Origin of the sequence: Microcoleus sp. A006_D1 (assembly GCF_036702805.1) — a bacterium.
Classification (GTDB): Bacteria; Cyanobacteriota; Cyanobacteriia; order Cyanobacteriales; family Microcoleaceae; genus Microcoleus.
In genome coordinates this window covers 51857-74145 of sequence record NZ_JAUBVZ010000012.1, presented here as the reverse complement: position 1 = coordinate 74145, position 22289 = coordinate 51857, and the positions used below count along the sequence as shown (strand labels likewise).

Genomic DNA, 22289 nt, shown 5'->3' with positions numbered 1-22289 from the left:
GACCAATGACCAATGACCAATGACCAATGACCAATGACCAATGACCAATGACCAATGACCAATGACCAATGACCAATGACCAATTTCCAATTACCAATTTCCAATTTCTTGAGATAATTGCTCGGCTACCCGTTTGAGTCGGCGCAGTTGGTCTTTCATATCTTTTTGTGTCCAAGGGGCTGCAAAGCGATTGAAACCAAATCTAATTAAAGGGTTGGGAATTTGAAATTCAAAGCGGTTAATCAAGAGAGTTCCTTGGATTTGGGGCTGGCATTCCCAGCGATCGCATCCTTTGAAAAATCCGTCAAACCCCCAAACAATTAAACCGGGTTGTCGCTCCAACACCACACTCTCTAAAGTGGGTTGCAAAACGGGAATTTTTATGATAAATAAGCTGCGACTTCCTACAGCAGTATCCCATTCGCCCTCGGGATCGCAGCGCAGCATGGGATTGAGCCATTTGTGCATTAAAGTGCGATCGACTATACAGCGCTCCACCAAGGTAGCAGCAGCGCGAATTTCAACGGATTGCTCGAAAACTTGGCGAATTGACATAAAAACCTGCAACAAGGAGGGTATTACAAAACTTTGCTTACTTTACAGTCCTTTATTTAGTTATACCGTCAATTTTTCCAGAAATTAAAAGATTGACACACTCCTCAATACAGTGTATTATCGCAAAATAACAGTATATATACCGATTATGCAGTTAGTCGAAAGGCACATCATCAAACCAAATCATAGGTTTTATCGAGAAGCCGATCGACTGTCATGGCTGTGCAAAAATCTTTACAACTGCGCTAACTACATCTACCGTCAAAACTTTTTTGCCAGCCAACAAACAAACGCTCTGGCTGTTTATCACGCGCTCAAAACCAGCCCCGATTACAAAGCACTGCCCGCAAAAGTAGCACAAAGCACCCTCGGCTTAGCGCTCAAAGCATGGACTAGCTACCATCTGGGAGTGCGAAACTATCAGGAAGAGCCAACTAAATTTAAAACCGCACCCAAAATCCCCCATTATCAAGGTTCAAGACAGGGAAAAAGAGCAGACGGGCGCTATGTAGTTGTATTTAATTCTCAAGCTGTCAGCAAAAGAGCCTTAAAAAAAGGATATGCTCGTCCCTCTGGCACTAATATTTGGTTGCCCTCAAAAGTCACCTCGATTCTGGAAATCCGGATTGTTCCGAAGGTGGGTTGTTATATTGTCGAGGTCGTCTATGAAAAGTTAGAACAGCCTTTACAAGTTAATCAGAGAGTAGCTGCCATAGATTTAGGATTAAACAATCTGGCAACATTAACATACAGTGTTGCTGGGTTAGTACCGAAAATCCACGACGGACGGGCGCTGAAGTCAACCAACCAATACTGCAATCAGATTTCATCAACCTTGAAATCGTTGCTGCCGGCAGGGCAAAAAACCAGTAAAAAACTCGCCAAATTGTGGCACAAGCGTAACTGTAAAGTGGATTACTACCTCCACACAACGAGTTCCGCAATTATTAAAGAACTCGTCAATCATCAAATTGGCTTGCTGGTTATAGGCTGGGCGCAGGATTTTAAAGATGGGATTAACACTGGCAAAGTTAACCATCAAAATTTTGCCTGCATTCCCCATCGCCGGTTCGTGCAAATGTTGCAGTACAAAGCACAACTTGCGGGAATTAAAGTGGTGTTAGTAGAGGAGAGTTACACATCCATATGTTCTGCTTTGGATTTGGAACCAATTCAAGAAAAATCAGACTACATTGGCAGTAGAGTAAAAAGAGGATTGTTCAGAACTCAAACTGGGCAACTAATCAATGCTGATGTCAACGGTTCTTTGAATATTGGCAGAAAAGCAGTCGGAGATGGGTTTATCCCAAATTCGATAGAGGGTTTTGTAGTTAACCCAGTACGGTTAAAAGCGTACAAACATTAAATTTAGGCGATGTCTAGATTTTGTGGAACTATTCTTAAAGTTTCGTCTTCTCCCAGTCAAAATCTGACGTTAACCTGAGAAAAAAATGAATGAAACTTGGCAAGAAATAACTCAACCGATAGCGGGTCAAATAGCGGTCATGTCCGATGGCTTACGCCCCGCTACGCTACGCATTTTGGCACAAGCCCAGGTAGCCCCGAATCCGCTGGCAGATGCCGAACGCGGAATCAACAATTTTGTTCAGAGTTCAAACATTGAAAATCTAATCTGGGCGATCGGCATCCTGCTCATTGGCTTGATCGTATCAGCCCTCGTCTCATCTATAGTCGGGGGATTGCTCAAGAAAACGACGATCGACAACCGACTGGCTGCTTGGATTACCGGGCGCCCGGAAGGAGCTGGAGCCCCGCAAGTGGAAAAATGGATTTCCGGTGCGGTATTCTGGATCATTTTTATCTTTTTCCTAGTCGCCTTTTTCAACAGGCTGAATCTCACGGCTGTCTCGCAACCGCTGAATACTTTTCTCAATCAAATTGCTGGTGCTTTGCCGAAGTTAGCCAAAGCCCTAATTTTCTTGGGGATTGCTTGGGTGCTGGCGACAGTTGCCAAATTGGCATTATCGCGGGCGATGCGGAGTTTTGGCGTAGACGAGCGCTTGAATCAGCAGGTGGGCACTGCACCGAGCGAGAATCCTTTGCTGCTGAGCGATACTCTGGCGAATGCGCTGTATTGGTTCATTTTTCTGCTGTTTTTGCCGTTGGTTCTCGAATCGCTGGATTTACAGCAGGCTTTGCTACCAGTTAATAATTTGCTGAACCAAATTTTGGCGGCAATTCCGAAAATTCTGGAAGCTTTGCTGATTGGGTTTGTGGGCTGGCTGCTGGCTCAAGTGGTGCAGCGGATTGTCACGAATCTGCTGGCTGCTGCTGGGGCGGACAGTTTGGGCGCTCGGTTTGGCATTTCCCGGAGTTCGGGCGGACAATCGCTGTCGTGGATTATCGGCACAATTGTCTATGTGTTGATTTTGATTCCCACGGCGATCGCAGCTTTGAACGCTTTGGACATCCAGGCGATTTCCTTGCCGGCAATCTCGATGCTGAACACGATTCTGGGCGCGCTTCCCAACATTTTTACAGCAGCGATAATTCTCGCTGTTGCTTACATTTTGGGGCGCTGGATCAGCGATTTGGTGACGAATATCTTGACGGGAATTGGCTTTAACAATGTCTTTTCTTGGTTGGGAATGCAGCCGAAACAGCCGCTGCGACTACCCCCGAGTTCGATCGATCCTGAAGCCACGATTCTTCAGGAACCCGAACTTCCGGCCCGCACGCCTTCGCAATTTGTCGGCATTGTGGTGCAGGTGGGCATCCTCCTGTTTGCTGTGGTGGCGGCTACCGATGTGCTGCGGATTCCAGCGCTGACGGCGATTGTTAGCGGTATTGTGCTGGTTGCAGGTAGGGTTTTATCGGGTTTGGTGGTATTTGCGATCGGCTTGTATTTGGCGAATCTGGCGTTTAGTTTGATTGCTAGTTCTGGAACTCGCCAAGCGCGGCTGTTGGGCCAAACGGCTCGCATCGCGATTATTGCTTTTGTTGGCGCCTTAGCGCTGCAACAGATGGGCATTGGCAGCGATATTGTGAATTTGGCTTTCGGGCTGCTGCTCGGGGCGATCGCAGTTGGGATTGCTCTAGCATTTGGTTTGGGCGGGCGCGAGATTGCGGCCGACGAACTTCGCGGATGGTTAGCGTCGTTTAAACAAGATAAGACGCCGCGTTTGTAAGTCTAATTCGTAAGTGAATAAAAAGGCGTTTGTTTTTGACAAACGCCTTTTTTTGGATAATTTTTATCTAACCTGCTAAGATAAAATCAGCGAGAATTGAGGAGACTTAAACCGTGACAGTTATCACTCAAATCGAAGAAGAAATAGAATATCCCAGCAGCGACGGAGAACCGATGGCGGAAAGCGATATCACCCGGGATTACATGACTTACGGAGTGGAAGCTCTCAAGCTGTACTTTCAAGGGCGATCGGATGTATACGTATCAGCAAATTCTTTCGTATATTACGAAGAAAGAAATAATCAGGCAGTGGTTGCACCAGATGTTTATGTCGTGTTTGGAGTAGCAAAACGGCAAAGAGATAATTATAAAGTATGGAAAGAAAACGGCATAACGCCACAGTTCGTTCTCGAAATAACATCGGAAACAACTAAAGATAAAGACCAAGAAACCAAACCGGAGATTTACAAAAAACTCGGAGTAAGAGAATACTTTCAATATGATCCGTCCGGGGATTATCTGAATCCAATACTGCAAGGAGTACGTTTAGTCAACAACCAGTACGAGCCAATTGAAGCAAATAATATCAGCTTCGATACGCTGTGGCTGTACAGCGAAGTATTGGGACTGGAATTGCACGTAATTTCAGGAGAATTGAGGTTCAAAAATCTTCAAACCGGAGAGTTTCTCAAGACTCACAAGGAAGAGCAACAAGCGCGGCTGTCGGAACAACAAGCGCGGCGGTTGGAACAACAAGCAAGACTGGCAGCCGAGTCAGCTTTTCAACAATCCGAACAAGCGCGGCTGACAACCGAATCAGCATTGCGATCGCTGGTTTCTCAACTGTTAAATTCGGGAATGAATTTAGCGCAAGTTGCTCAAATGATGAATTTACCAATATCAAAGGTGCAGCGATTAATCGGAGAAAATGAATAAATTTATCCCATAACTATCGTGGGGTAGGCGGGGAGCATCTCAGTTTGGGATTTGTAGTGCTGCCGCGAGCGGGGACAGCATTAGACCTCTTGCAAAAATAGCTAGGAATGGGCCGAAGAACCCGTTCCAAAATTTGATTAAAAAGACTTTTGCAAGAGATATCTTATTCCTTCTGCTATTCACAACCTCGGATCGACAGGTTCGCTTTCCATCGCTAAAACTCCGAAAACGCACTCGTGAACTTGTCTCAAAGGAGCGCCCGCCACAAATCTCTCCAATGATTCTACACCGAGAGCAAACTCTCGCAAAGCTAAAGAACGCTTCCCAGAAAGCCCGCGCGATCGCAATTTGTCTAAATGCTCCGGCAAAGAATATTCCAGACCGTAAATAATTCGCAAATACTCTTTACCGCGACATTTAATCGCAGGCTGTACGAGTCCTTTACTATTGTTCACAATAAATTCCATCGGTTTAACCACCATCCCTTCGCCCCCCGCATCGGTCATTTTTTCCCACCATTGAATCCCTGCGGATTGACTGTCAATATCGGCAATTCTAACTACTTTGTATTGAGTAGCTAATAGCAATTCTAGGTCAAAATTACAGATTTCCGCTATCTGTTCCATGTGCCAGCAGTGATTCTGATCGGTGTGAACATTTCCCTCGGTTGCCAAGATGTGGAAAGGCGCTAACTTGAGGTCGGATATGGATTTTACTGGCCAGCAGTAGCGCTGGTAGGCATGAATATAGCGATCGGCTAAATCGGCTCGTTCCCGGTAGCTAGCCAACACAGAATCAACTTCAACTCCCCGCTGTTTCGCCTGTTCTAGGTTTTGAATCGCCTCCGCAAACCCGTGACGAGATGCGGTTCCCACAGCGGCGTATTGTTCTTGCAATAAACCTTGAGCTTTGGCAGACCAAGGCATTAATTCGCAGTCCAAACACACCCAATCAGTTTTAAACTTTTCCCAAAAATTGCTGGCAGAAAGAGCGCGATTGACCCGCGTTAAAAACTCTGTTTCTAAGGTAGAATTGTCGAAAAAATGCCGTCCTGTACGAGTGTAGCAAATACCAATGCTGTTGTTGAGAATCCCAAAGCGCAGTTTAGCCGCCGATTCGTCGCGGCAAACAATTACAACTGCACGGGAACCCATGTGCTTTTCTTCGCACACAACTGTCGATACGCCCTGCTGTTGGTAATAGTTAAATGCTTCGGCTGGATGTTCTAAAAGTCCGGGTTCTTGGGAGGTAGCAGCGGGAGACATGGTGGGTGGTAAGTAAATCAGCCATTTGGGATTGGCGGCAAATCTGCTCATTACTTCCAGGGCGGCGATCGCATTTTCTTCTCGAATTATAATGTTACTTTGCAGGCGAGTTGAAATAATGCGTTTTCCGAGCACGTCGGAAATGTCCAGCACGTCGTCAAACTGCTGTTGGGCGGTGAGATTCGGTGCGTCAAAACTGTCAAGTGGAGTTGAAATTGATTGAAAGGCGATCGGTTTGGCAGGTTCGCAGTAAATCATTGCAGCAGAAACGCTGACAAATTCTCTTTCGGGATACCGCAAAGCTGTTAGTTTGCCACCAAAAACGCAGCCCGTGTCAATATCAACAGTATTGTTCAACCATTCTGTTTCTGGAATCGGGGTGTGTCCGTAAACAACTGCTGCTTGACCTCGATATTCGGCGGCCCAATTGTAGCGAACTGGTAAGCCGAATTCATCGATTTCGCCGGTGGTTTCTCCGTACAATGCGAAATCTCGAACGCGGGTGGATGCGCGTCCCTGAAGTTCTGCTTTCATTCCGGCGTGGGCGACTACTAATTTGCCGCCGTCGAGGACGTAATGCCCGATTAAACTATCTAGAAATTGCTTAATTTCTGCGATCGCAGACTCGCGCGATTCATCGGGTAAATCTGCAATTTCTGCTAAGGTTTGTTCGAGTCCGTGGTTGATTTTGACATTTTTGCCGCTGAGTTTTCGCAATAATTTGATGTCGTGATTTCCGGGGACGCACAAAGCGGTTGATGCGACTACCATGTTTCGCACGAGTTTGAGGGTGTCGAGAATGCGCGGGCCTCGATCGACCAAATCGCCCAAAAACACGGCTTTACGCCCTTCTGGGTGCGCGTAGAGGGGATAATCCCAAAAGCCTGATGCGCTGGATTGTCCGACAATTTGATAGCCCAACTGTTGCAGCAATTGTGACAATTCGCCGCAGCATCCGTGAACGTCGCCGATGATGTCAAAGGGGCCTGTGTCCTGTTTGCGGTTGTTCCACAGCGGTTGTCTCTCGATTTGGGCTGCTGCGATGTCTTCTGGGGAACGGAGGATGTGAACGTAGCGGAAGCCTTCGCGATCGAGATTGCGGAGCGATCGCCTTAAACTTTGAACGTGCCGGCGAATTACATGATTCCCGAAATTGCGGTTTGGACGTTGTTGATTGCGATCGGCGCATAATTTCTCTGGCAAATCTAGCACAATTGCTACTAAAAAGCAATGATATTTTCGAGCTAATTCTAATAAAGGCTTGCGGCTTTCCGGCTGAACGTTCGTAGCATCAATCACAGTTAATTTACCCGCAGCCAGACGTTTAGCAGCGATTAAATGCAGCACTTCAAAAGCATCAGCGGTGGCCGCTTGATTGTTTTCGTCGTCGGAAACCAGACCGCGGCAGTAATCCGATGAAATGATTTCTGTCGGTTGGAAATGCTGGCGCGCAAAGGTGGATTTGCCGGAACCCGATGCACCGATGAGCAGGACTAAAGATAGTTCGGGAATCGTAATTTTCATAGTTTAATAATTGTAATTTATCTTACTCATTTATCTGCGTTTATCTGTGTTTATCTGCCTTAAATCTGCGGTTTGTGTATCAATCAAAGACTTATGCAATCTTGTCTATTAATCAAGCAGGACATCATCATGTTGCTCTGCCATTTTTGCGAACGCTTCATCCCAACCTGCTCGCGGTTTTGGCGCTGCACGAATGGTAAATATTGCCATTTGCGTAGGCGAACCCACTTCTAAATCCTCCGATCCGATCGCACGCAAATCTACCCCAAAACCAAACCGTTCAGCAACCCCATGCGCCCAAGCCTGAAACTCCGCGCGCGTCCATTCAAAACGGTGATCGCGGTGGCGAAATTTGCCCGCAGGCAAGTTTTCAAACCGAACATTGTACTCAACGTTGGGAGTTGTGACGATCGCAATTTTCGGCCGGATAAACTCAAACAAAACCCGCTCAAAAGCAGCCAACCGTTCTAAATCAAGGTGTTCGATGACTTCAATTACCGTTGCTGCGTCAAAATCCGTCAAGCGACTGTCGCGATAAATCAGGGAACTTTGGATCAATTGTAAGCGAGATTGCTGTGCGGGAGAAAAGCGATCGACTTGCAACCTTTCCTTGGCAATTTCCAAAGCCCGAAAGGACACATCGACTCCGGTAATTTTGGCGATCGCACTTTCTTTTAACAGCAATCGCAGCAGTTTTCCCTCACCGCAGCCCAAATCTACCACTCGCTTAGCGCCGCTGCCTTTTAAAACCTCCATCACAGCTTCTAAACGCTGTTCGTTGAGGCTAATTCGCTGTTCTAAAACTTCCTCTTCTTGCTGGTGAGAAACTTCTACTTTTTCGGGATCAATATAATCTTCTTCTGCTAATTGTGCCACAGCAAGGCGCGTCAAGTGGCGCTGGCGTTTCAAATAGCGATCGGCAATTTTTTCGCGGGCGGGATGCGCGTTCAACCAACCTTCGCCGTGACGCAATAACTTATCGATTTCATCATCGCCCACCCAATAATGTTTATCGTCATCCAACACAGGAATTAGCACGTAGAGATGGCTCAACAAATCCGCCAAACGCACTGTATTTTGCAGTTCCACAGCAAAGTAAGGACTCGCGCCCCACTCGGGAAATTGCTCGTCAAGAATCAGGGGTTTTGCTGTGACTTGATAGCCCAGTGGCTCAAACATTTGCCGCAGGAACTTCTCGCCCCCGCGACAGGGCAAAACCGACAGATTAACTGTCAAAGGAATGGGGGTTTCTGCGAGTTCTGGGCGGTCTTTGCAGCGACCGGATAGAGCTGTACTAAAGACTTTGGCGAGGGCGACAGACAGAAACGAAGAGGCAACGTAGGGGCGATCGTTCACGTATTGTTCGAGAGGGCGATCGCCCGATTTCGACTTTCCCCGCACCAAACCAACCGGATCGACATCTAACAGCAAAGCCGCCGTGCACCTTTCTGCATTTGCTTCAGGATAAAACACGCTGGCTTGTCCGAAAGTCATGGGGAAGCATTGAAGGCGATCGGGATGTTTGTGCAGCAAATAGCCCAAATCAGTAGCAGGGACGCGAGTTGTAGAGATGGTTAATAACATATAATTAGTAATTGGTAATTAGTTTGTGAATCACAAAGAAACCTGGTTTTTTACGAGAAATATTGATTAGACTTCTTACAAAAATAGCTAGGAACAGGCATCTTGCCTGTTCCACAAGAATATTTTTTTTATGTGGAACGGGCATCTTGCCTGTTCCAAAATTTAATTAAAAGGACTTTTGCAAGATATCTATTCTCTACCGTGAGTTGAAACAACCCGGTTTCTTTGCTTGGGTACGCAATTTCTATAGGGGTGGGTTTATCTAAATTGTTGGCAATAGTTAGATCTAGTTGGTGAACCCGCCCCTCAGGGGGCTAAGCCAACCAAGAGGAGCGCACAAACCCTGTTATTGTTTCTCTAAAAGCGCGTTATTCAACATTGTCTGAAAAAGCGTATCCAGAGAAGTACCAGACGCTTTTACCATCGCAGAAATTACACTTGTCCGAGCAAAAGAACAATATAACCCTGCTTCCAAAAGCCAAGGCTTCCCGCTAGGATCGATGCGGAAATCAAACAGACTATAATGCCGACAGCCCAAAGCTACATGACATTTTTTAGCAGCCTCCCAAACCCTCTCTGTAATCGGGTCACTAGGATCGACTATCCACGATTTGCTATTATCCTTAGCAACCATAGTTAAGTCACCACTATCATCTCGTTTGAGCTTATCTTCATAACTCCGAATCGGCCGTTCATCCTTGTCCATAAGATACTCTTCCAGCGGTAAGCACACAAGCTCACCATCCTGAACAATAATGCCGCATCTGACTTCTCTGCCGAGTTCAATAAATGACTCTACCAATACCTCGTCTGAATAACCAAATGCTGTCTTCAAAGCAGAGTCATAATCAGAGGGATTTTTTACCAAAACTACCCCCAAAGAATTATCTGCATCCACAGGCTTGAGCACCGCTGGAGTAGCAATTGTGGGAGTATCTCCCGCGCGAAGCAATTCTCCTTCGGGCACACTTACGCCTGCTGCCGCCACAACCGCTTTTGCTTTCGCTTTGTTAGCAGTCAGCGCCATCAGATATGGAGTATTTCCGACGTAGGGAATGTTCAACAAATCAAACAAACCTCGATAGTATGTCATGCCTGGAACGCAAAACATCTGTGGTAACATTACATCAATCTTGAGTGCTGTCAGAACCTGAACGGCTTCAGCTAAGGACATCGGATTGGCTTGGGCGAGATCCTCGCGACTCAGAGATGTCGGAAAGCGCCATTGGCAATCTGGCGAAACGTAGGCAATATGAAATTCATAGAGTGCTGCATTGGCGGTGAATTCCAGACAATTTTCGGCATAAAGCCGCGATAAATCGCCGTAAAACTCGTCAACAGCAGACCCCACCAAATGCAAAACACGCAATACCGACATAATTAATCTCCCGCCAATTCGACAAGCTTACCAATATTAAAGTCAATCCGAATCCAGCCTTTTAACTGCCGTAAATTTCCTAGCAACAGGCATGGTATATGTGCATGATGAACCATCAAAAACGGCAGTGGATCAGACCAGTCAAAAATGGCATCTTTGCCACCAGCAATGATTTGCAACCTGCGCCAAACCTCAACAGGCGACCACAAATGCGTCACCAATCGCCAAATTTCATGGTAAATCCAATAGGTGGGACGACTTGATTCCAGTGGTTGGATGACATTAGACAAAGGCTCAGTTTCTAAATAAGCTTTTGCCACATCAGGATTGTTGTAAAACATGGTAATGGCTGAATGAGTGCGAGGGTTGCACTCGATCGCATAAATGCGTCCATCATCATTGGCTTGAATGAAATCAAAGGAAACTTGCCCAGTTAAATTCAAACCACCCACAAACCGTCTCACCCATGCTTCGATTTCTGGATGATCTACCATTTCATAATTAATCTGAAATGCTGACGACTTGCAGCAACAATGCAGCCGCAGTTCCCCATCGCGGACAGTGCTGTGGGTGCAGTATTCTTGTCCCGGAATAAAGGCTTGCATAATCCAAGGATTACGTTCAGAAATCGGCAAATCTTTGACAAATGCGGCTGTCTCTGCTGGTGTATTGCATGGTAGTTTAGTCAAGTCTAATCGGCGCACCGAGTCGTAGGGAATACTCTTAATAATGTATTTGCGCTCTTGTTTAGAAAAATCAAAATCTACCACCTGCTGCGGCTGGGTGATGCAGTAAGACTCAGGTACAGAAAGACCTAATGATGTTGCGACTGCGGAAAATTGAGATTTATCATCTAATTGCTGAACCATTTCTGGCTCGACGTGCATGATTTCGCAATGAGGCGAAAGTGCTTGTTTCGCTAAAGCATCGTAATAACTGGCAACTGGACTACAAACGGGTACGTAAACATCTACCCCTTCTTTTTGCACAATTTCTAAGAGTGCATTAATGTAGTCAGGGGATTGAGGATTCGGTACTGTATAAAACTTGTCAACTGCCCAAGAAAATCGATGTCCGGTTAACCAGTATTTGTCTGCTTCGACCAATATTACCCGATGACCGGCCCGATCGAACGATCGAGCTAACTGCAACGCCTTAGTCATCTTCCCACCACTGACCAAAATCGTTTTGGGATTGGCGGCGACTGTCCGAGACTGAAACGGTTTAACTAAAATTGCCACCAGCAGGGCGATCGTCGTTAAAGCGACATTCAGCGGCAGCACTAACAGCAGCAGACTGAGAGTTGCGACTGTTTTTAGGGAATTCTGTAGCCACCCGTTACTTGCCATTATTTGACGCTCTGGCTGCATCCCTGCGATCGATATTTTTTGCGTCACGCTTTTCATCTACTACAAAAACAAAACTCGAAAGATGAAAATCCTACACCGTACTATCAAAGTATCGGTGTAGGATTGTCACCTAAACTCGGCGAATTAGCGTGAGTCCATCTCTCACAGGAAGCAGCACCTGCTCGATCCGAGGATCGTCTACAACTGCCTGGTTGAATTTGGCGATCGCCACCCCGTTAGCAGTAGCCTCACCTGATAGATAAGGCTGCCCCTGCATCAAGGTATTGTCTACACAAATCAAAGCGTTAGGTGCTAGCAGATTGGTGTCTAGCAACAAGTTCAAATAGTCTACATATCCAGCCTTGTCGGCATCAATAAAGACCAAATCGAACACATCTCCAGCGGCGGCTAACTCTTTGAGAGTCAACAGCGCCGGTGCAACCTTGACCGAAATTTTGTGGCCGTCGGGAGACTCTTTAAAACATTGCTGAGCAAACTCGGCGACATAGGCATCTACCTCACAGGCAACTACTTCCCCATCATCGGGAAGAGCTTCAGCCATAGCCAGGGCAGAGTAGCCGGTAAACATACCGATTTCTAAGACTCGCTTCGCCCGAGTTAAATGCACAAAAAATTTGAGAGTTTGACCTTCCAGATGCCCGGATAGCATTTCTTGCTCTAACTGCTGTACAGTCTCACTGTCGGAAAACCGCTGGCTCCAATTTTCTGATTGGGTGCGCTTAACCAAGGCTGCCAAAGCCGGAGACTCCGGCGTTGTACAACTATTGATGTAAGGATCTAACCCACTTGCTAACTCACTTGCTTGTCGCAATTGTGACTTCAGGTTTGCATCAACACTATCTAATGCTTCTATCTGCTGTCTGAGATGCTCAAGTTGTGCTGCCAGGATGCCTAGCGGTGTCACAGCTCTAGGGGCTACTGTCACGCTTTTGCCCCTGCTGCGATCGGAGCGCTAGCCGTGTCTAAGGACATATACATATCTTCACCATCTCCACCGCGAGCATAGCCACGACAGATTTCTTTGTGGATTGCCAGGGTTTCATCTAACTCAGATCTTGTCAAATCGTTCATGAAAACACAGCTACCGATCGGCTTGGGAACTGCTGCCCGCACCAAACCATCTCGCGTCCGACTGATAGATTCTGTGGCTTTCCACAACAATTCAGGGGTCAAATGAGGGCTATCAATTGCCAAACCGATGCGGCTCATCAATCCTAAAATGCGATCGCGATCGAGGATCGAAATATAGCCCCGCTGCTGAGCAATAGTTGCCGAGAATGCCATATCAATGTTGACACTATGACCGTGGAACATTGGAATCTCCGGCGTTAATTCCAGAGTAGGACTCCAGGTATGACCGTATGCGATCACTCGATCGAGATCTAGCTCATGCAAGTTAGGCACTTCCAGCCCCAACATCGTGTTAATCGCATCATAAGTAACCTTATGAGCCACTTCCCGGAGTTCAGCAGTACCGTTCAAGTAGCCAAAGTGAGTATGCAAAAGTGCTTCGCCATGCTTTTCCAACAGCTCAAAAATTTCGCTGTTGGCGACGACGGCAATCTTGATCAACTCTGCCATGCCGTTACGCACCTGATCCACAGGCAGCGTTTTCAAGAAGGAGAAGTCTAGAATCACCTTTTGAGAAGCGTGATAAGCACCCAATCGATTCTTTAACTTACCGTGGTTGACGGCGACTTTGATCGCGACACTCGCATCAATCAGCCCAATCAGCGTCGTGGGGACTCGAATATAGTTAGTGCGACGGCGGTAGGTGGAACAGGCAAAGCCAGCCACATCCGTAGTTAAACCACCGCCCACTACCAAAACAGGCTCTTTGCGCACCAGCCCAAAGTCTGCAAACGCATCAATGATCCGCTCAAAACTCCGTATCGTCTTATCTGTCTCTTTGATCGTCACGGGAAAGACTGTCAAGTCAATCTCGTGATGCTTGAAATAAGCCTGCATCTGCTGGCCATACAAACCGTAGACTGTCTTGTCTACGACCATTAAACAGCGCCCAAACTGACGGTAGCTCTCTGCAATTTCAGAGTTCTCTAGTCCAAAGGCTCCATCCACGTATAGCAGGCTGAAGTCGATCTTTTCATATCCCTCAATATGAAAGGCTTTTTCCGTAGCCTTAAAAGTTGCTTGGACGTTACCCATGAGATGTTCCTGATATCTTGACATTACATAACTTAACATTTTTTTTAATCTGGAGCGCGAGAATCAAACTTTTCAGCCGGTTTTTGTCTGTAATTCTACTGAACCCCCAGAGCGCATGGTTTTTCCCTTGAGCCGACGCCGCCCATCAACAGATTATCGAAAACCAACCAGTCCCAGAAACCCGGTTTCTGACGAGAGCTTTCGCCACCCAACCCAGATTATTACTCGTTACCAGGCTCTGCCCGGTAACGCAGATCAGCGAGGCTCTGCCTCGAATTTTGAGCGAAGCTCGCGAGGCAGAGCCTCTGAGCATGGGTTCCCTGGCAGAGCCTGGGAACCAGTTCAAAATGCCCAAAAACCCCTACAACTATCTTGAAAATATCGGCGTTGCATCGGCATTGCATCTGCGGTTTCCCGATCGATCAAAAAATTATCAACTAAGTCTAATCAATGAGATTGCTGTTTTTCCACACTTCCCAAATCCAACTTAGCCCGCAATTCATCCTTGATTCGATTTAAAATAGAATCCTCATCCAAAGAAGACAAAATCTTGCTCACAACAGCCTTCGGCCCATCATCTCCCCAAGAAGCACCATTAGCCAAATAAGCCTTAGTAACTTGACCGATTCCATAGGAAGAAACCCCCGCAATTGCAGCTTGAGTCACAGCCACAGACAAATAAGGCCCTAAAGCCAAACCCCCCGTCGCCGGCGTAGCCAAACCTAACAATCCTTTCAAAGAACTTAAACCAAAATTAGCCAACAATTCGCCCGCAGTAATTCCGCCCATACTAATCGCAATCTTTTGCAGCAATTCCACCGCGCCCGCTTCGGTCATTGCAATGCCGTAAACTTTAGATAGAGTTAATATCATCACCACATCAATTACCGCACCGCTGAGAATATCGATAACAGTAATTGGATTCAGGGCGATCGCCACAGCTTTAGTCATTACCCCATTCCAGATGATACGATTAGCAGCATCATCTCGAATTTCCATTTTTCGCTGCACCAACTGCTCGTTAATATCTCCCGCACAGAGCATCGTATTCAGCGCGACCAAAGATTTGCCTTCGCGGTCTAAAATTTCCAAAATCTTTAATTTTAAATCCTGCACTTGCGGCAAACTGCGCGTCATTTTTACTCCCATACTTCCATCGGGACGGCGCACCGCCTGCGCCGTCAAAGGTGAAGCCGCCGCCATCACAATTTCATCGGGAGATAACAATTCTCTCACGCGATCGTCGCGAATTTTATGATAAATTGCCAGTCTGTCTGCATCGGGATACTGGTCAATTTTATTAAATACTAATAACATCGGTTTTCCAGCTTCCCGCAATTGCGAAAGTGCTTGATATTCCACCTTGGTAATGTCACCAGCTACCACAAATAAAATCAAATCAGCTTGTTTAGCGACGCGGCGGGCTAAAATTTCGCGAGTTTCGCCGTCAACTTCATCTATTCCCGGAGTATCGATTAATTCTACTTGCGACAAACGGTAAATAACTGGCGAAAGTCGTAGCGTAGCGGGGCGTAAGCCATCGGGTAAATCGTCATCAACACCATCTCCGACATCCCACTGGCCAATAGTTGTGGTGCGAGTCACCCCGTGAGTCGGCCCCGTTTCAAACACATTTTGACCGAGTAGCGCGTTCAAAACCGAAGATTTTCCCCTTCCCACCATCCCAAACACAGCGATTTGCACACAAGCGCGCTCTAGCTTGTCTAGCATTGTCTCCAGCCCGCCAATTTCCGGCTCCAGTCCAGTTCGCTCTTGTGGTGTCAAGTCGAGATGTTCTACTATATCTCGCAGAGCATCTTTGGCGCGGCGCAGGTTGAGTTCTGCCTGAATGTCTGCGAAGCTTAATATTGTGTCGTCTAATTCGCGATCGACATTATTGGAAAAATCCGATACTTCAGTCATTGTTACCTGATGTTATAGCTTTGCTTTACTTAAAGTTTTAACCGATATGATGCTATTCTAGCTTTTTCTGTGGGCTTTGTACATTGGGGACGTGGTAATGCTCGTGAGTGTCAACTTAAACCTGACCACCTTTGTCTCTCTCATTTATAGCCGAGGCCAGATCCCCCTAAATCCCCCTTAAGAAGGGGGACTTTGAGTGTTTCCGGTTCCCCCGTTCTTAAGTTCGTTAATAGCCGATCCCAGATCCCCCTAAATCCCCCGGATAGTCGGGGGACTTTGAGTGTTTCCGGTTCCCCCCTTGCTTTCGGGGGGCTAGGGGGGATCTGGCCTCGGCGGCAAACAGAAGTATATGAATAAGTTTGACTTTAACTTGACACCAGTGAGCAATGTTATGCCCCTACAAATGTCATATAAAATCCATTTAATTTACAACAATAATGATTAACCCCAGCAAAATAGCAAGTTATCCATTTTTATTACGTGTAATAATTTTTCTGTTAATCTTAGCAGCAATCTGGCTACCGCTAGCCGCACCAATTTATTTCTTAGTTAAAGATAGCAACCTCGCAACTATTCTGACAATGGGATTGTTGTTTACCGAGTTTTTGTTGCTACTTCCGCGCTGGGGAAAACAGGTTTATGGACAAACGCAATTGCTCAAAAGTTACGGTTTAGTCAATACGCGACAAAACGGTTTTGAGCTTTTGACTGGATTGGCGATCGGGCTTTCGATCACTTTCACCCTATTTTTGGTGCAAGGACTGTGCGGCTTTGTCGCATGGCAAAATTCTCCTAATTTGCCTCGAATCATCGCAGAAGGGCTATTAAGCGCCTTTGGAGTGGGTTTTGCGGAGGAGTTGGTATTCCGGGGTTGGTTGCTGGACGAGTTGCAGCGGGATTACAGTTATCCGATGTCTGTGCGGGCGAATAGTCTGGTGTTTGCGCTATCTCATTTTATCAAATCTGTGGAGGGAATGCTGCGGACTTGGCCTCAGTTTCCGGGGCTGTTGTTGTTGGGTTTGATACTGGTTTTGGCAAAGCGCAGCCGTCAAAATCGACTGGGTTTGTCGATCGGGCTTCATGCAGGTTTAGTCTGGGGATACTATATAATTAACGTCGGAGAGTTAGTGCGATATTCTGGTTCTGTACCGGATTGGGTGACTGGAGTTAATGGCAATCCGTTGGCTGGGGCGATCGGGCTGTTGTTTTTGAGCGTGTTGGCTGTGGGAATGCGGCAGATGTCGGAACAGTCCAAAGGTTTGTAATATATTCGTTAGGTGCGTCGCTATGAGATTGTTGGTATTGAGTTAGGAATTTATCGCAGGCGACACACCCTACAACTTAGCTAACTTAGTTAATTGATAATTATGTTATACTGAATTCATAGAGACGCAAAAACTATGCTCAATGAATCTTCGCGCCTTGTTTACGGTGATGAATTAATTACCGCAACAGAATTGAACCAGCAACCGAATCGAGTTCTAGATTTGGCGATGGATCACCCTGTCACTATCACTCGCAACGACCAGCATTTTGCTTTACTGCGCCGGGAAGAGATGACGCTGTGGGTAAAAGCTGCGACGATTTCTTTGACTGTATTTGAAGTGACAGCCGCTGCTTATCGGCTGCGATTGGGAGAAGCGATTAGTTCAGAAAATCCCTATTATTGGCTGACAGTATTTGACTCAGATGAACTCAGCGAATTGATTGCTGAATTAGAAAAAGCTTACCGACTTGCTGAGTCGGAATCTGGCGCGTGGAATCAGATTGAAATTGTAATTCATGAATGGCATGAAAGCGCTAAAGCAATTGCTAGCCCGGAACTCGCAGCAGCTTTCAGCGATGAAATCGACGAAGTTTTGCTGACACCACCTCAAATAGAAAGCACTACTGAATCGACTCAGGTATGACGCACACTCCACCCACTCCAGACGATTCAGAAAGCGGGGTTTCCTCTGAAGAACTTTCCGCACCTGTACCCGTGCTTTCCGAGTTGGTAATCCCCCCTGAAGAAGCACTTACAGCACCCAGAACATCCCTATCTACTAAAAAAAATGCAGCCGAAATTATCGCGCAATTGCCTGAATCGCCCTGGTTAGTAGTAGCGAAAAACCGACGGGTTAATCGGGATTGGGAAGCTTTATTGTTACGTGCACCTGAGAATGCTCGTCGCTGCTATCAGGATTTATGTACTAGCCCGATGCTGAGAAAACCGAGGAGAGTTTTTCCGTTAAAAGGCAAACTTTATCAAGGTGCGTGGGAATATGAGGTAACAAGTTCAGACAGAGTATTTTATGTACCTGATGAACACAAACGCAAAGTGCTTGTTTATTACGCTGGAACCCATCCTAAATCAGCACCAACTCCTCCGTAAATAAACCAGACTATTTCAACCGATCGCTCTTTGTGCATTTAGACATATACTATGTACATGGATTGACAAGTACGCGCCGTAGCTATCCCGTAGGGAATCGCCATCCCAGCATCCATCACAAATATGAACGTCAACGATAAGCTCAAAACTATTTTAACCCAATTGCGATCGCAATTCGAGATCCTGTACGGCGATCGGCTCACCCAAATGGTACTCTACGGTTCCCAAGCGCGGGGCGACGCACAGCCCGACTCAGATATTGATGTTTTGGTGATTCTCAAAGGGCAAGTCAATCCTGGCGAAGAAATCAAAAGAACCAGCTATATTCGGGCAGATTTATGTCTACAAAATGATGAAGTGATTAGCTGTTTATTTATGGACGAAAATCGGTTCATGCACTACAACGGGCCTTTGTTGAGGAACATTCGTAAAGAAGGAATAGCTTTATGAAACCTGAACAATTAGACTTGATTCTGAAAGCTCGTGAAAGCATCTCAGCAGCAAGATTATTGCTAGATAATGGCTTTTCTGGCTATGCGGCTGCTCGCGCTTATTATGCTATGTTTTATATTGCTGAGGCATTTTTAGATGGTGAAGGAATGTCTTTTTCTAAACATTCCGCAGTGATTGGAGCTTTCGGTCGAGAATTTGCCCGTACAGGAAAAGTCCCTGCTGAGTTTCACAGATTTTTGATTGATGCTCAAGATTTACTCTCATAGTGGAGATTACGGGGGAATTGATACTGTCACTGTCGAACAAGCTGCGGAACAAATTAACTATGCCGAACAATTTGTCGGATTAGCTCAAAATCTAATTGGCTCTCTACCGCCACCTTAAAATTGTACTTAAGCCCTAAAGATAGAAAAACCCGGTTTCTTTGTCGGGAGTGCATCCACGAGTGCCAAAAAATAAATCGAGTCACCAGAGGCGATAACGGAAAGGGAAAAAGAAAAAAGAGTAAAGGGAAAAAGAGCAAAAAAGCAAAGGGCTAAGAAGTCCACGCAGTCGCACAAACAACCCGAAAACCGAAGGAGTCGTCGCGAGTGTCCGGCGAAGAGTCGCCACGATACGCAGCGCGGGAATAGGCGGCAGGATTACCCCACGAACCCCCGCGCAGCACACGGTTTTTCCTATCTCCACCACTTTCCCAAGCAATACCATCAGTCGGTGCACCGTTATAATTATCGCGCCAAACATCTTGACACCATTCCCAGACATTCCCGTGCATATCAAAAAGTCCAAAAGTATTAGGCCCAAAACTACCCACAGCAATTGTTTTTACACGATAGGTTCCCTTCGGTGCAGAAGCGTATGGAGAATTCCAGTTATAATTAACTAAATCCGGGGTAACTGTGTCCCCAAAATAAAAAGGTGTCGTCGTTCCTGCACGACAAGCATATTCCCATTCTGCTTCGCTAGGCAATCTATAATTGCGTTTAGTAAGTCGAGATAATCTTGCACAGAATTCTATAGCATCATCCCAAGTTACTTTCTCAACAGGCAAATCATCACCTTTAAATTTAGACGGATTAGCATTAAGATCAATGTTAACTTTTGGTAAACCTACAACAGCACGCCATTGAGTCTGAGTCACCTCATATTTTCCCATCAAAAAAGCAGCGACGTTAACAGTGCGCTGCGGCCATTCAGAGTTCAATCGTTTTGCTTCGGTATCGGGGGAACCCATGACGAAACTGCCGCCAGGAATTGCCATCATCTCTAAAGTAATGCCCTTAGCGATAGTTTCTGTAAAAACCTGTGCTTGACTTTGGCTGCGCTTGGTGATTTCCCCCTTTGAATTCACTGTCACCGTTTCAAATTGAACTGTTTTTAGGAAAGATGATTTGTTCCCCAAACTTTGATGCACAACTGCACCGACCAACCCTAGTCCCGCAAAACCGACTAATTGTAATACAGTTCGCCTTGTCGTGTTAAGTGAATTTGGTAACACCCGACACTCTATAGGCTTCGACTTAAGGAAATTGACAACATAGGCAGCAGCAACATTCGCGGCGTAATCTCGCCACAGATCATTTTTGTTGGGATCAGCCCAATCAGATATTCCCTTCACCATAAGCATTTTAAGAGAATAATCTGCCTGATGAACTGCTAATGCAGTTCCAAAACCTTCCATTTCTACACCTATTAACTTATAACCAAGATTTTGCAACTCTTGCACCGCTATTTTATCTGCCATCACTTTTTCCCCAGATGCCACAACCCCGAAATGTACTTGAGGATTTACTCGTCCACTTTGCTGATCCGGTCGAGGAATTATTCGATTATCTAACACCCATTTTTTATTTTTATTTTGAAAATGACTAGATTTCTGAATCATCTCATGTGTTGTTGGTAGACCTTTAACACGACGTTCTGTGCCCGAAATGGTAAGTTTTGCCAATTCATATCCTACAATTTCATCGGGAATAATTAAATCTCCTAAAAATCGCTCTGAAGCCTCAAAACCTGCCATTATTCCAGTAAGAATAATCGCAGTAGGTTTCCAGTCATTAATTGCTTGTGTTACAGCAGTTGCGGCTTGGACATTTCCCATCCCCCCAAAACAAAGGACAACAACCTGATATCCAGTTTTAGAGTCTTCGTGCTGAAGATAAGCTTGATAAACTATGCGATTGTTGATTCGTACTTCTTGAGGCGATTTCAGATAACGGAGAACGGCATCACACTCAATTGGAAGTGCTGTCACAATTACGATATCAACTACATTATTCGGACTCATTTTTTTGAATTTGATATAATTTTTCCTTTGCTCACTCAGTATTTTACTGATGTAGTAGGCACTGAGGCTTAATCTCTATGATTAACCTAAAAAAAGGCATCACTTGCCCGTAAGGCATTATTTGCCCGCGATTAAGGGACTTACAAAAAATAATATATTATCCTAACACTTACCACCGTGTCTCAGCTAAAATGCTGGGTTGAAAGTTGTAGCGATCGCTGGGACACTCCCTTGCCCCGCACCAGACGATCGCCCACAATGGCACAATGGCAGTAAAAGCGATCGGAGAACAAAATGACTGAAGACCTCATGTTGAAAGTGTGGCTGCTAGAATACGACAAACTCAAAGCCGAGCAAACCCAGCGGATTGGCTTCCGAGACAACCTCCTCTACGTCACCTTGGGTTTGTTCGGTACAATCGTATCCTTTGCAGCTTCCAACTCCGCCAACTACTACGCCTTTCTACTCCTCCCCTGGGCTTCCTTGATTCTCGGCTGGACGTACCTAATCAACGATGAAAAGATAAGTGCGATCGGGCGATATATTCGGCTCACTTTAGTCGAAAAGGTCAAACAAAAGATTGGATACGCAGACGTGGAATCTCTATTTGGCTGGGAAATTGCCCACCGGAGCGATCCTCGGCGTTCGCGCCGCAAGATGGAGCAACTGATTGTTGATGAACTTACCTTCGTCGTGTCAGGAATCATTGCCCTGATGTCGTTTTGGGTCTTAGTACCTGGTGCAGCTTTAGCAATCCACATTATGGGTGGGTTTGAGCTACTCCTGCTCCTGATTTTGGGTTGGGAAATTATCGTCTACGCCGACTTAGCCAAGGGAAGATAAATTAATCAACTTGCGCTCGCTGCAAATGAAAGATCGCACAAAAAGTAATGAGATGCTTAAAATCAGAATCGTTTCCACAATTATACTCTTAGTTAGTGCCTGTTGTTCATCTCCCGCACAAGCACAAAATTCTGCACAACCAAAGCAAAACAACTCTTTAGTTCAAGTCCAGCCAACCCGCGAACAAATCCTCAATGCTTGCGTGCAAAATCGCGCGGAAACTCTGCCAAATCCTTTTACCGATGTGCCATCAAATCACTGGGCTTACAAAGCAGTTTTGACGATGTATTATTGCGGCGCTTACCGAGAAGCAACTGCGCCTGCTTTAATTCAAGAATTGCTGGAATCAACACAAACAAATTGACCATCCCGCATTTCATCGGGGCCAGAAACCGGGTTTTTTACGAAAATACTTGTTGAAAACCATAAATCTCATAAAAACCCGGTTTCTTAGTTCGTAGCGTCAAGGCCAAAGAAACCAGC

The 22289-nt window shown here is 46.0% G+C and carries 20 protein-coding genes; 11 read left to right on the top strand and 9 right to left on the bottom strand.

From position 1 onward, the window contains the following. Positions 1-90: 90 nt before the first annotated feature. Positions 91-555, bottom strand: a complete 465-nt coding sequence (locus tag QUB68_RS20700; RefSeq protein WP_332995959.1) for an SRPBCC family protein — start codon at positions 553-555, stop codon at positions 91-93. 148 nt (positions 556-703) lie between these two features. On the opposite strand from QUB68_RS20700, the gene QUB68_RS20695 reads away from it, so the two are divergent. From QUB68_RS20695 to QUB68_RS20685, 3 genes are all read left to right on the top strand, one after another. Beyond that, complete coding sequence (locus QUB68_RS20695) at positions 704-1921, top strand: RNA-guided endonuclease InsQ/TnpB family protein (RefSeq protein ID WP_332995958.1); 1218 nt, start codon at positions 704-706, stop codon at positions 1919-1921. 85 nt (positions 1922-2006) lie between these two features. Beyond that, positions 2007-3704, top strand: a complete 1698-nt coding sequence (locus QUB68_RS20690; RefSeq protein ID WP_332995957.1) for a mechanosensitive ion channel — start codon at positions 2007-2009, stop codon at positions 3702-3704. 113 nt (positions 3705-3817) lie between these two features. After that, a complete protein-coding gene (locus QUB68_RS20685; RefSeq protein WP_332995956.1) occupies positions 3818-4639 on the top strand; it encodes a Uma2 family endonuclease in 822 nt (273 codons plus the stop codon). A 179-nt stretch (positions 4640-4818) separates the two neighbouring features. Here the strand turns inward: QUB68_RS20685 and QUB68_RS20680 are convergent, their stop codons facing one another. The 7 genes from QUB68_RS20680 to QUB68_RS20650 all read right to left on the bottom strand — a co-directional run bounded on the left by QUB68_RS20680 (position 4819) and on the right by QUB68_RS20650 (position 15849). Continuing rightward, on the bottom strand, positions 4819-7428 hold the full coding sequence (locus QUB68_RS20680; RefSeq protein WP_332995954.1) for a polynucleotide kinase-phosphatase: 2610 nt from the start codon (positions 7426-7428) through the stop codon (positions 4819-4821). Between the two features lie 108 nt (positions 7429-7536). After that, positions 7537-9012: a 3' terminal RNA ribose 2'-O-methyltransferase Hen1 gene (locus QUB68_RS20675; protein WP_332995952.1), complete on the bottom strand. Its 1476-nt coding sequence runs from the start codon at positions 9010-9012 to the stop codon at positions 7537-7539. A gap of 346 nt (positions 9013-9358) precedes the next feature. Then, entirely contained in the window at positions 9359-10390 is a 1032-nt protein-coding gene (locus QUB68_RS20670; RefSeq protein ID WP_332995950.1) for a D-alanine--D-alanine ligase family protein, read from the bottom strand. 2 nt (positions 10391-10392) lie between these two features. Beyond that, on the bottom strand, positions 10393-11787 hold the full coding sequence (locus QUB68_RS20665) for an ATP-grasp domain-containing protein (RefSeq protein ID WP_442923110.1): 1395 nt from the start codon (positions 11785-11787) through the stop codon (positions 10393-10395). Between the two features lie 82 nt (positions 11788-11869). Beyond that, positions 11870-12685: an O-methyltransferase gene (locus QUB68_RS20660; RefSeq protein WP_332995947.1), complete on the bottom strand. Its 816-nt coding sequence runs from the start codon at positions 12683-12685 to the stop codon at positions 11870-11872. After that, complete coding sequence (locus QUB68_RS20655) at positions 12682-13965, bottom strand: sedoheptulose 7-phosphate cyclase (protein ID WP_332995944.1); 1284 nt, start codon at positions 13963-13965, stop codon at positions 12682-12684. The genes QUB68_RS20660 and QUB68_RS20655 overlap by 4 nt, the downstream gene beginning before the upstream one ends. Positions 13966-14373: 408 nt before the next feature. Further along, a complete protein-coding gene (locus QUB68_RS20650; RefSeq protein WP_332995942.1) occupies positions 14374-15849 on the bottom strand; it encodes a GTP-binding protein in 1476 nt (491 codons plus the stop codon). 437 nt (positions 15850-16286) lie between these two features. Between QUB68_RS20650 and QUB68_RS20645 the strand changes: the two genes are divergently transcribed. The 6 genes from QUB68_RS20645 (at position 16287) to QUB68_RS20620 (ending at position 19060) form a co-directional block, all read left to right on the top strand. Next, positions 16287-17114: a CPBP family intramembrane glutamic endopeptidase gene (locus tag QUB68_RS20645; RefSeq protein WP_332995941.1), complete on the top strand. Its 828-nt coding sequence runs from the start codon at positions 16287-16289 to the stop codon at positions 17112-17114. Positions 17115-17249: 135 nt separating this feature from the next. Then, positions 17250-17759, top strand: a complete 510-nt coding sequence (locus QUB68_RS20640; protein WP_332995939.1) for a hypothetical protein — start codon at positions 17250-17252, stop codon at positions 17757-17759. Next, positions 17756-18223 carry a hypothetical protein gene (locus tag QUB68_RS20635; protein ID WP_332995937.1) on the top strand — a complete coding sequence of 156 codons (468 nt, stop codon included), beginning with the start codon at positions 17756-17758 and terminating at the stop codon, positions 18221-18223. Before QUB68_RS20640 ends, QUB68_RS20635 begins: the two co-directional genes overlap by 4 nt. Before the next feature lie 123 nt (positions 18224-18346). Then, positions 18347-18673, top strand: coding sequence for a nucleotidyltransferase domain-containing protein (locus tag QUB68_RS20630; RefSeq protein ID WP_332995935.1), 327 nt, complete (start codon positions 18347-18349; stop codon positions 18671-18673). Further along, the gene (locus QUB68_RS20625) at positions 18670-18942 is read left to right on the top strand and encodes a HEPN domain-containing protein (RefSeq protein WP_332995933.1); all 273 of its coding nucleotides are present in this window, start codon (positions 18670-18672) and stop codon (positions 18940-18942) included. The genes QUB68_RS20630 and QUB68_RS20625 overlap by 4 nt, the downstream gene beginning before the upstream one ends. Continuing rightward, positions 18920-19060: a hypothetical protein gene (locus QUB68_RS20620; protein ID WP_332995931.1), complete on the top strand. Its 141-nt coding sequence runs from the start codon at positions 18920-18922 to the stop codon at positions 19058-19060. Before QUB68_RS20625 ends, QUB68_RS20620 begins: the two co-directional genes overlap by 23 nt. 151 nt (positions 19061-19211) lie before the next feature. Here QUB68_RS20620 and QUB68_RS20615 read toward each other — a convergent pair whose 3' ends face one another. Then, on the bottom strand, positions 19212-20963 hold the full coding sequence (locus QUB68_RS20615) for an SUMF1/EgtB/PvdO family nonheme iron enzyme (protein ID WP_332995929.1): 1752 nt from the start codon (positions 20961-20963) through the stop codon (positions 19212-19214). 294 nt (positions 20964-21257) lie between these two features. Between QUB68_RS20615 and QUB68_RS20610 the strand changes: the two genes are divergently transcribed. After that, on the top strand, positions 21258-21806 hold the full coding sequence (locus QUB68_RS20610) for a hypothetical protein (RefSeq protein WP_332995927.1): 549 nt from the start codon (positions 21258-21260) through the stop codon (positions 21804-21806). A 25-nt stretch (positions 21807-21831) separates the two neighbouring features. Further along, a complete protein-coding gene (locus QUB68_RS20605; protein ID WP_332995925.1) occupies positions 21832-22170 on the top strand; it encodes an S-layer protein in 339 nt (112 codons plus the stop codon). The last annotated feature ends 119 nt before the right edge of the window (positions 22171-22289 follow it).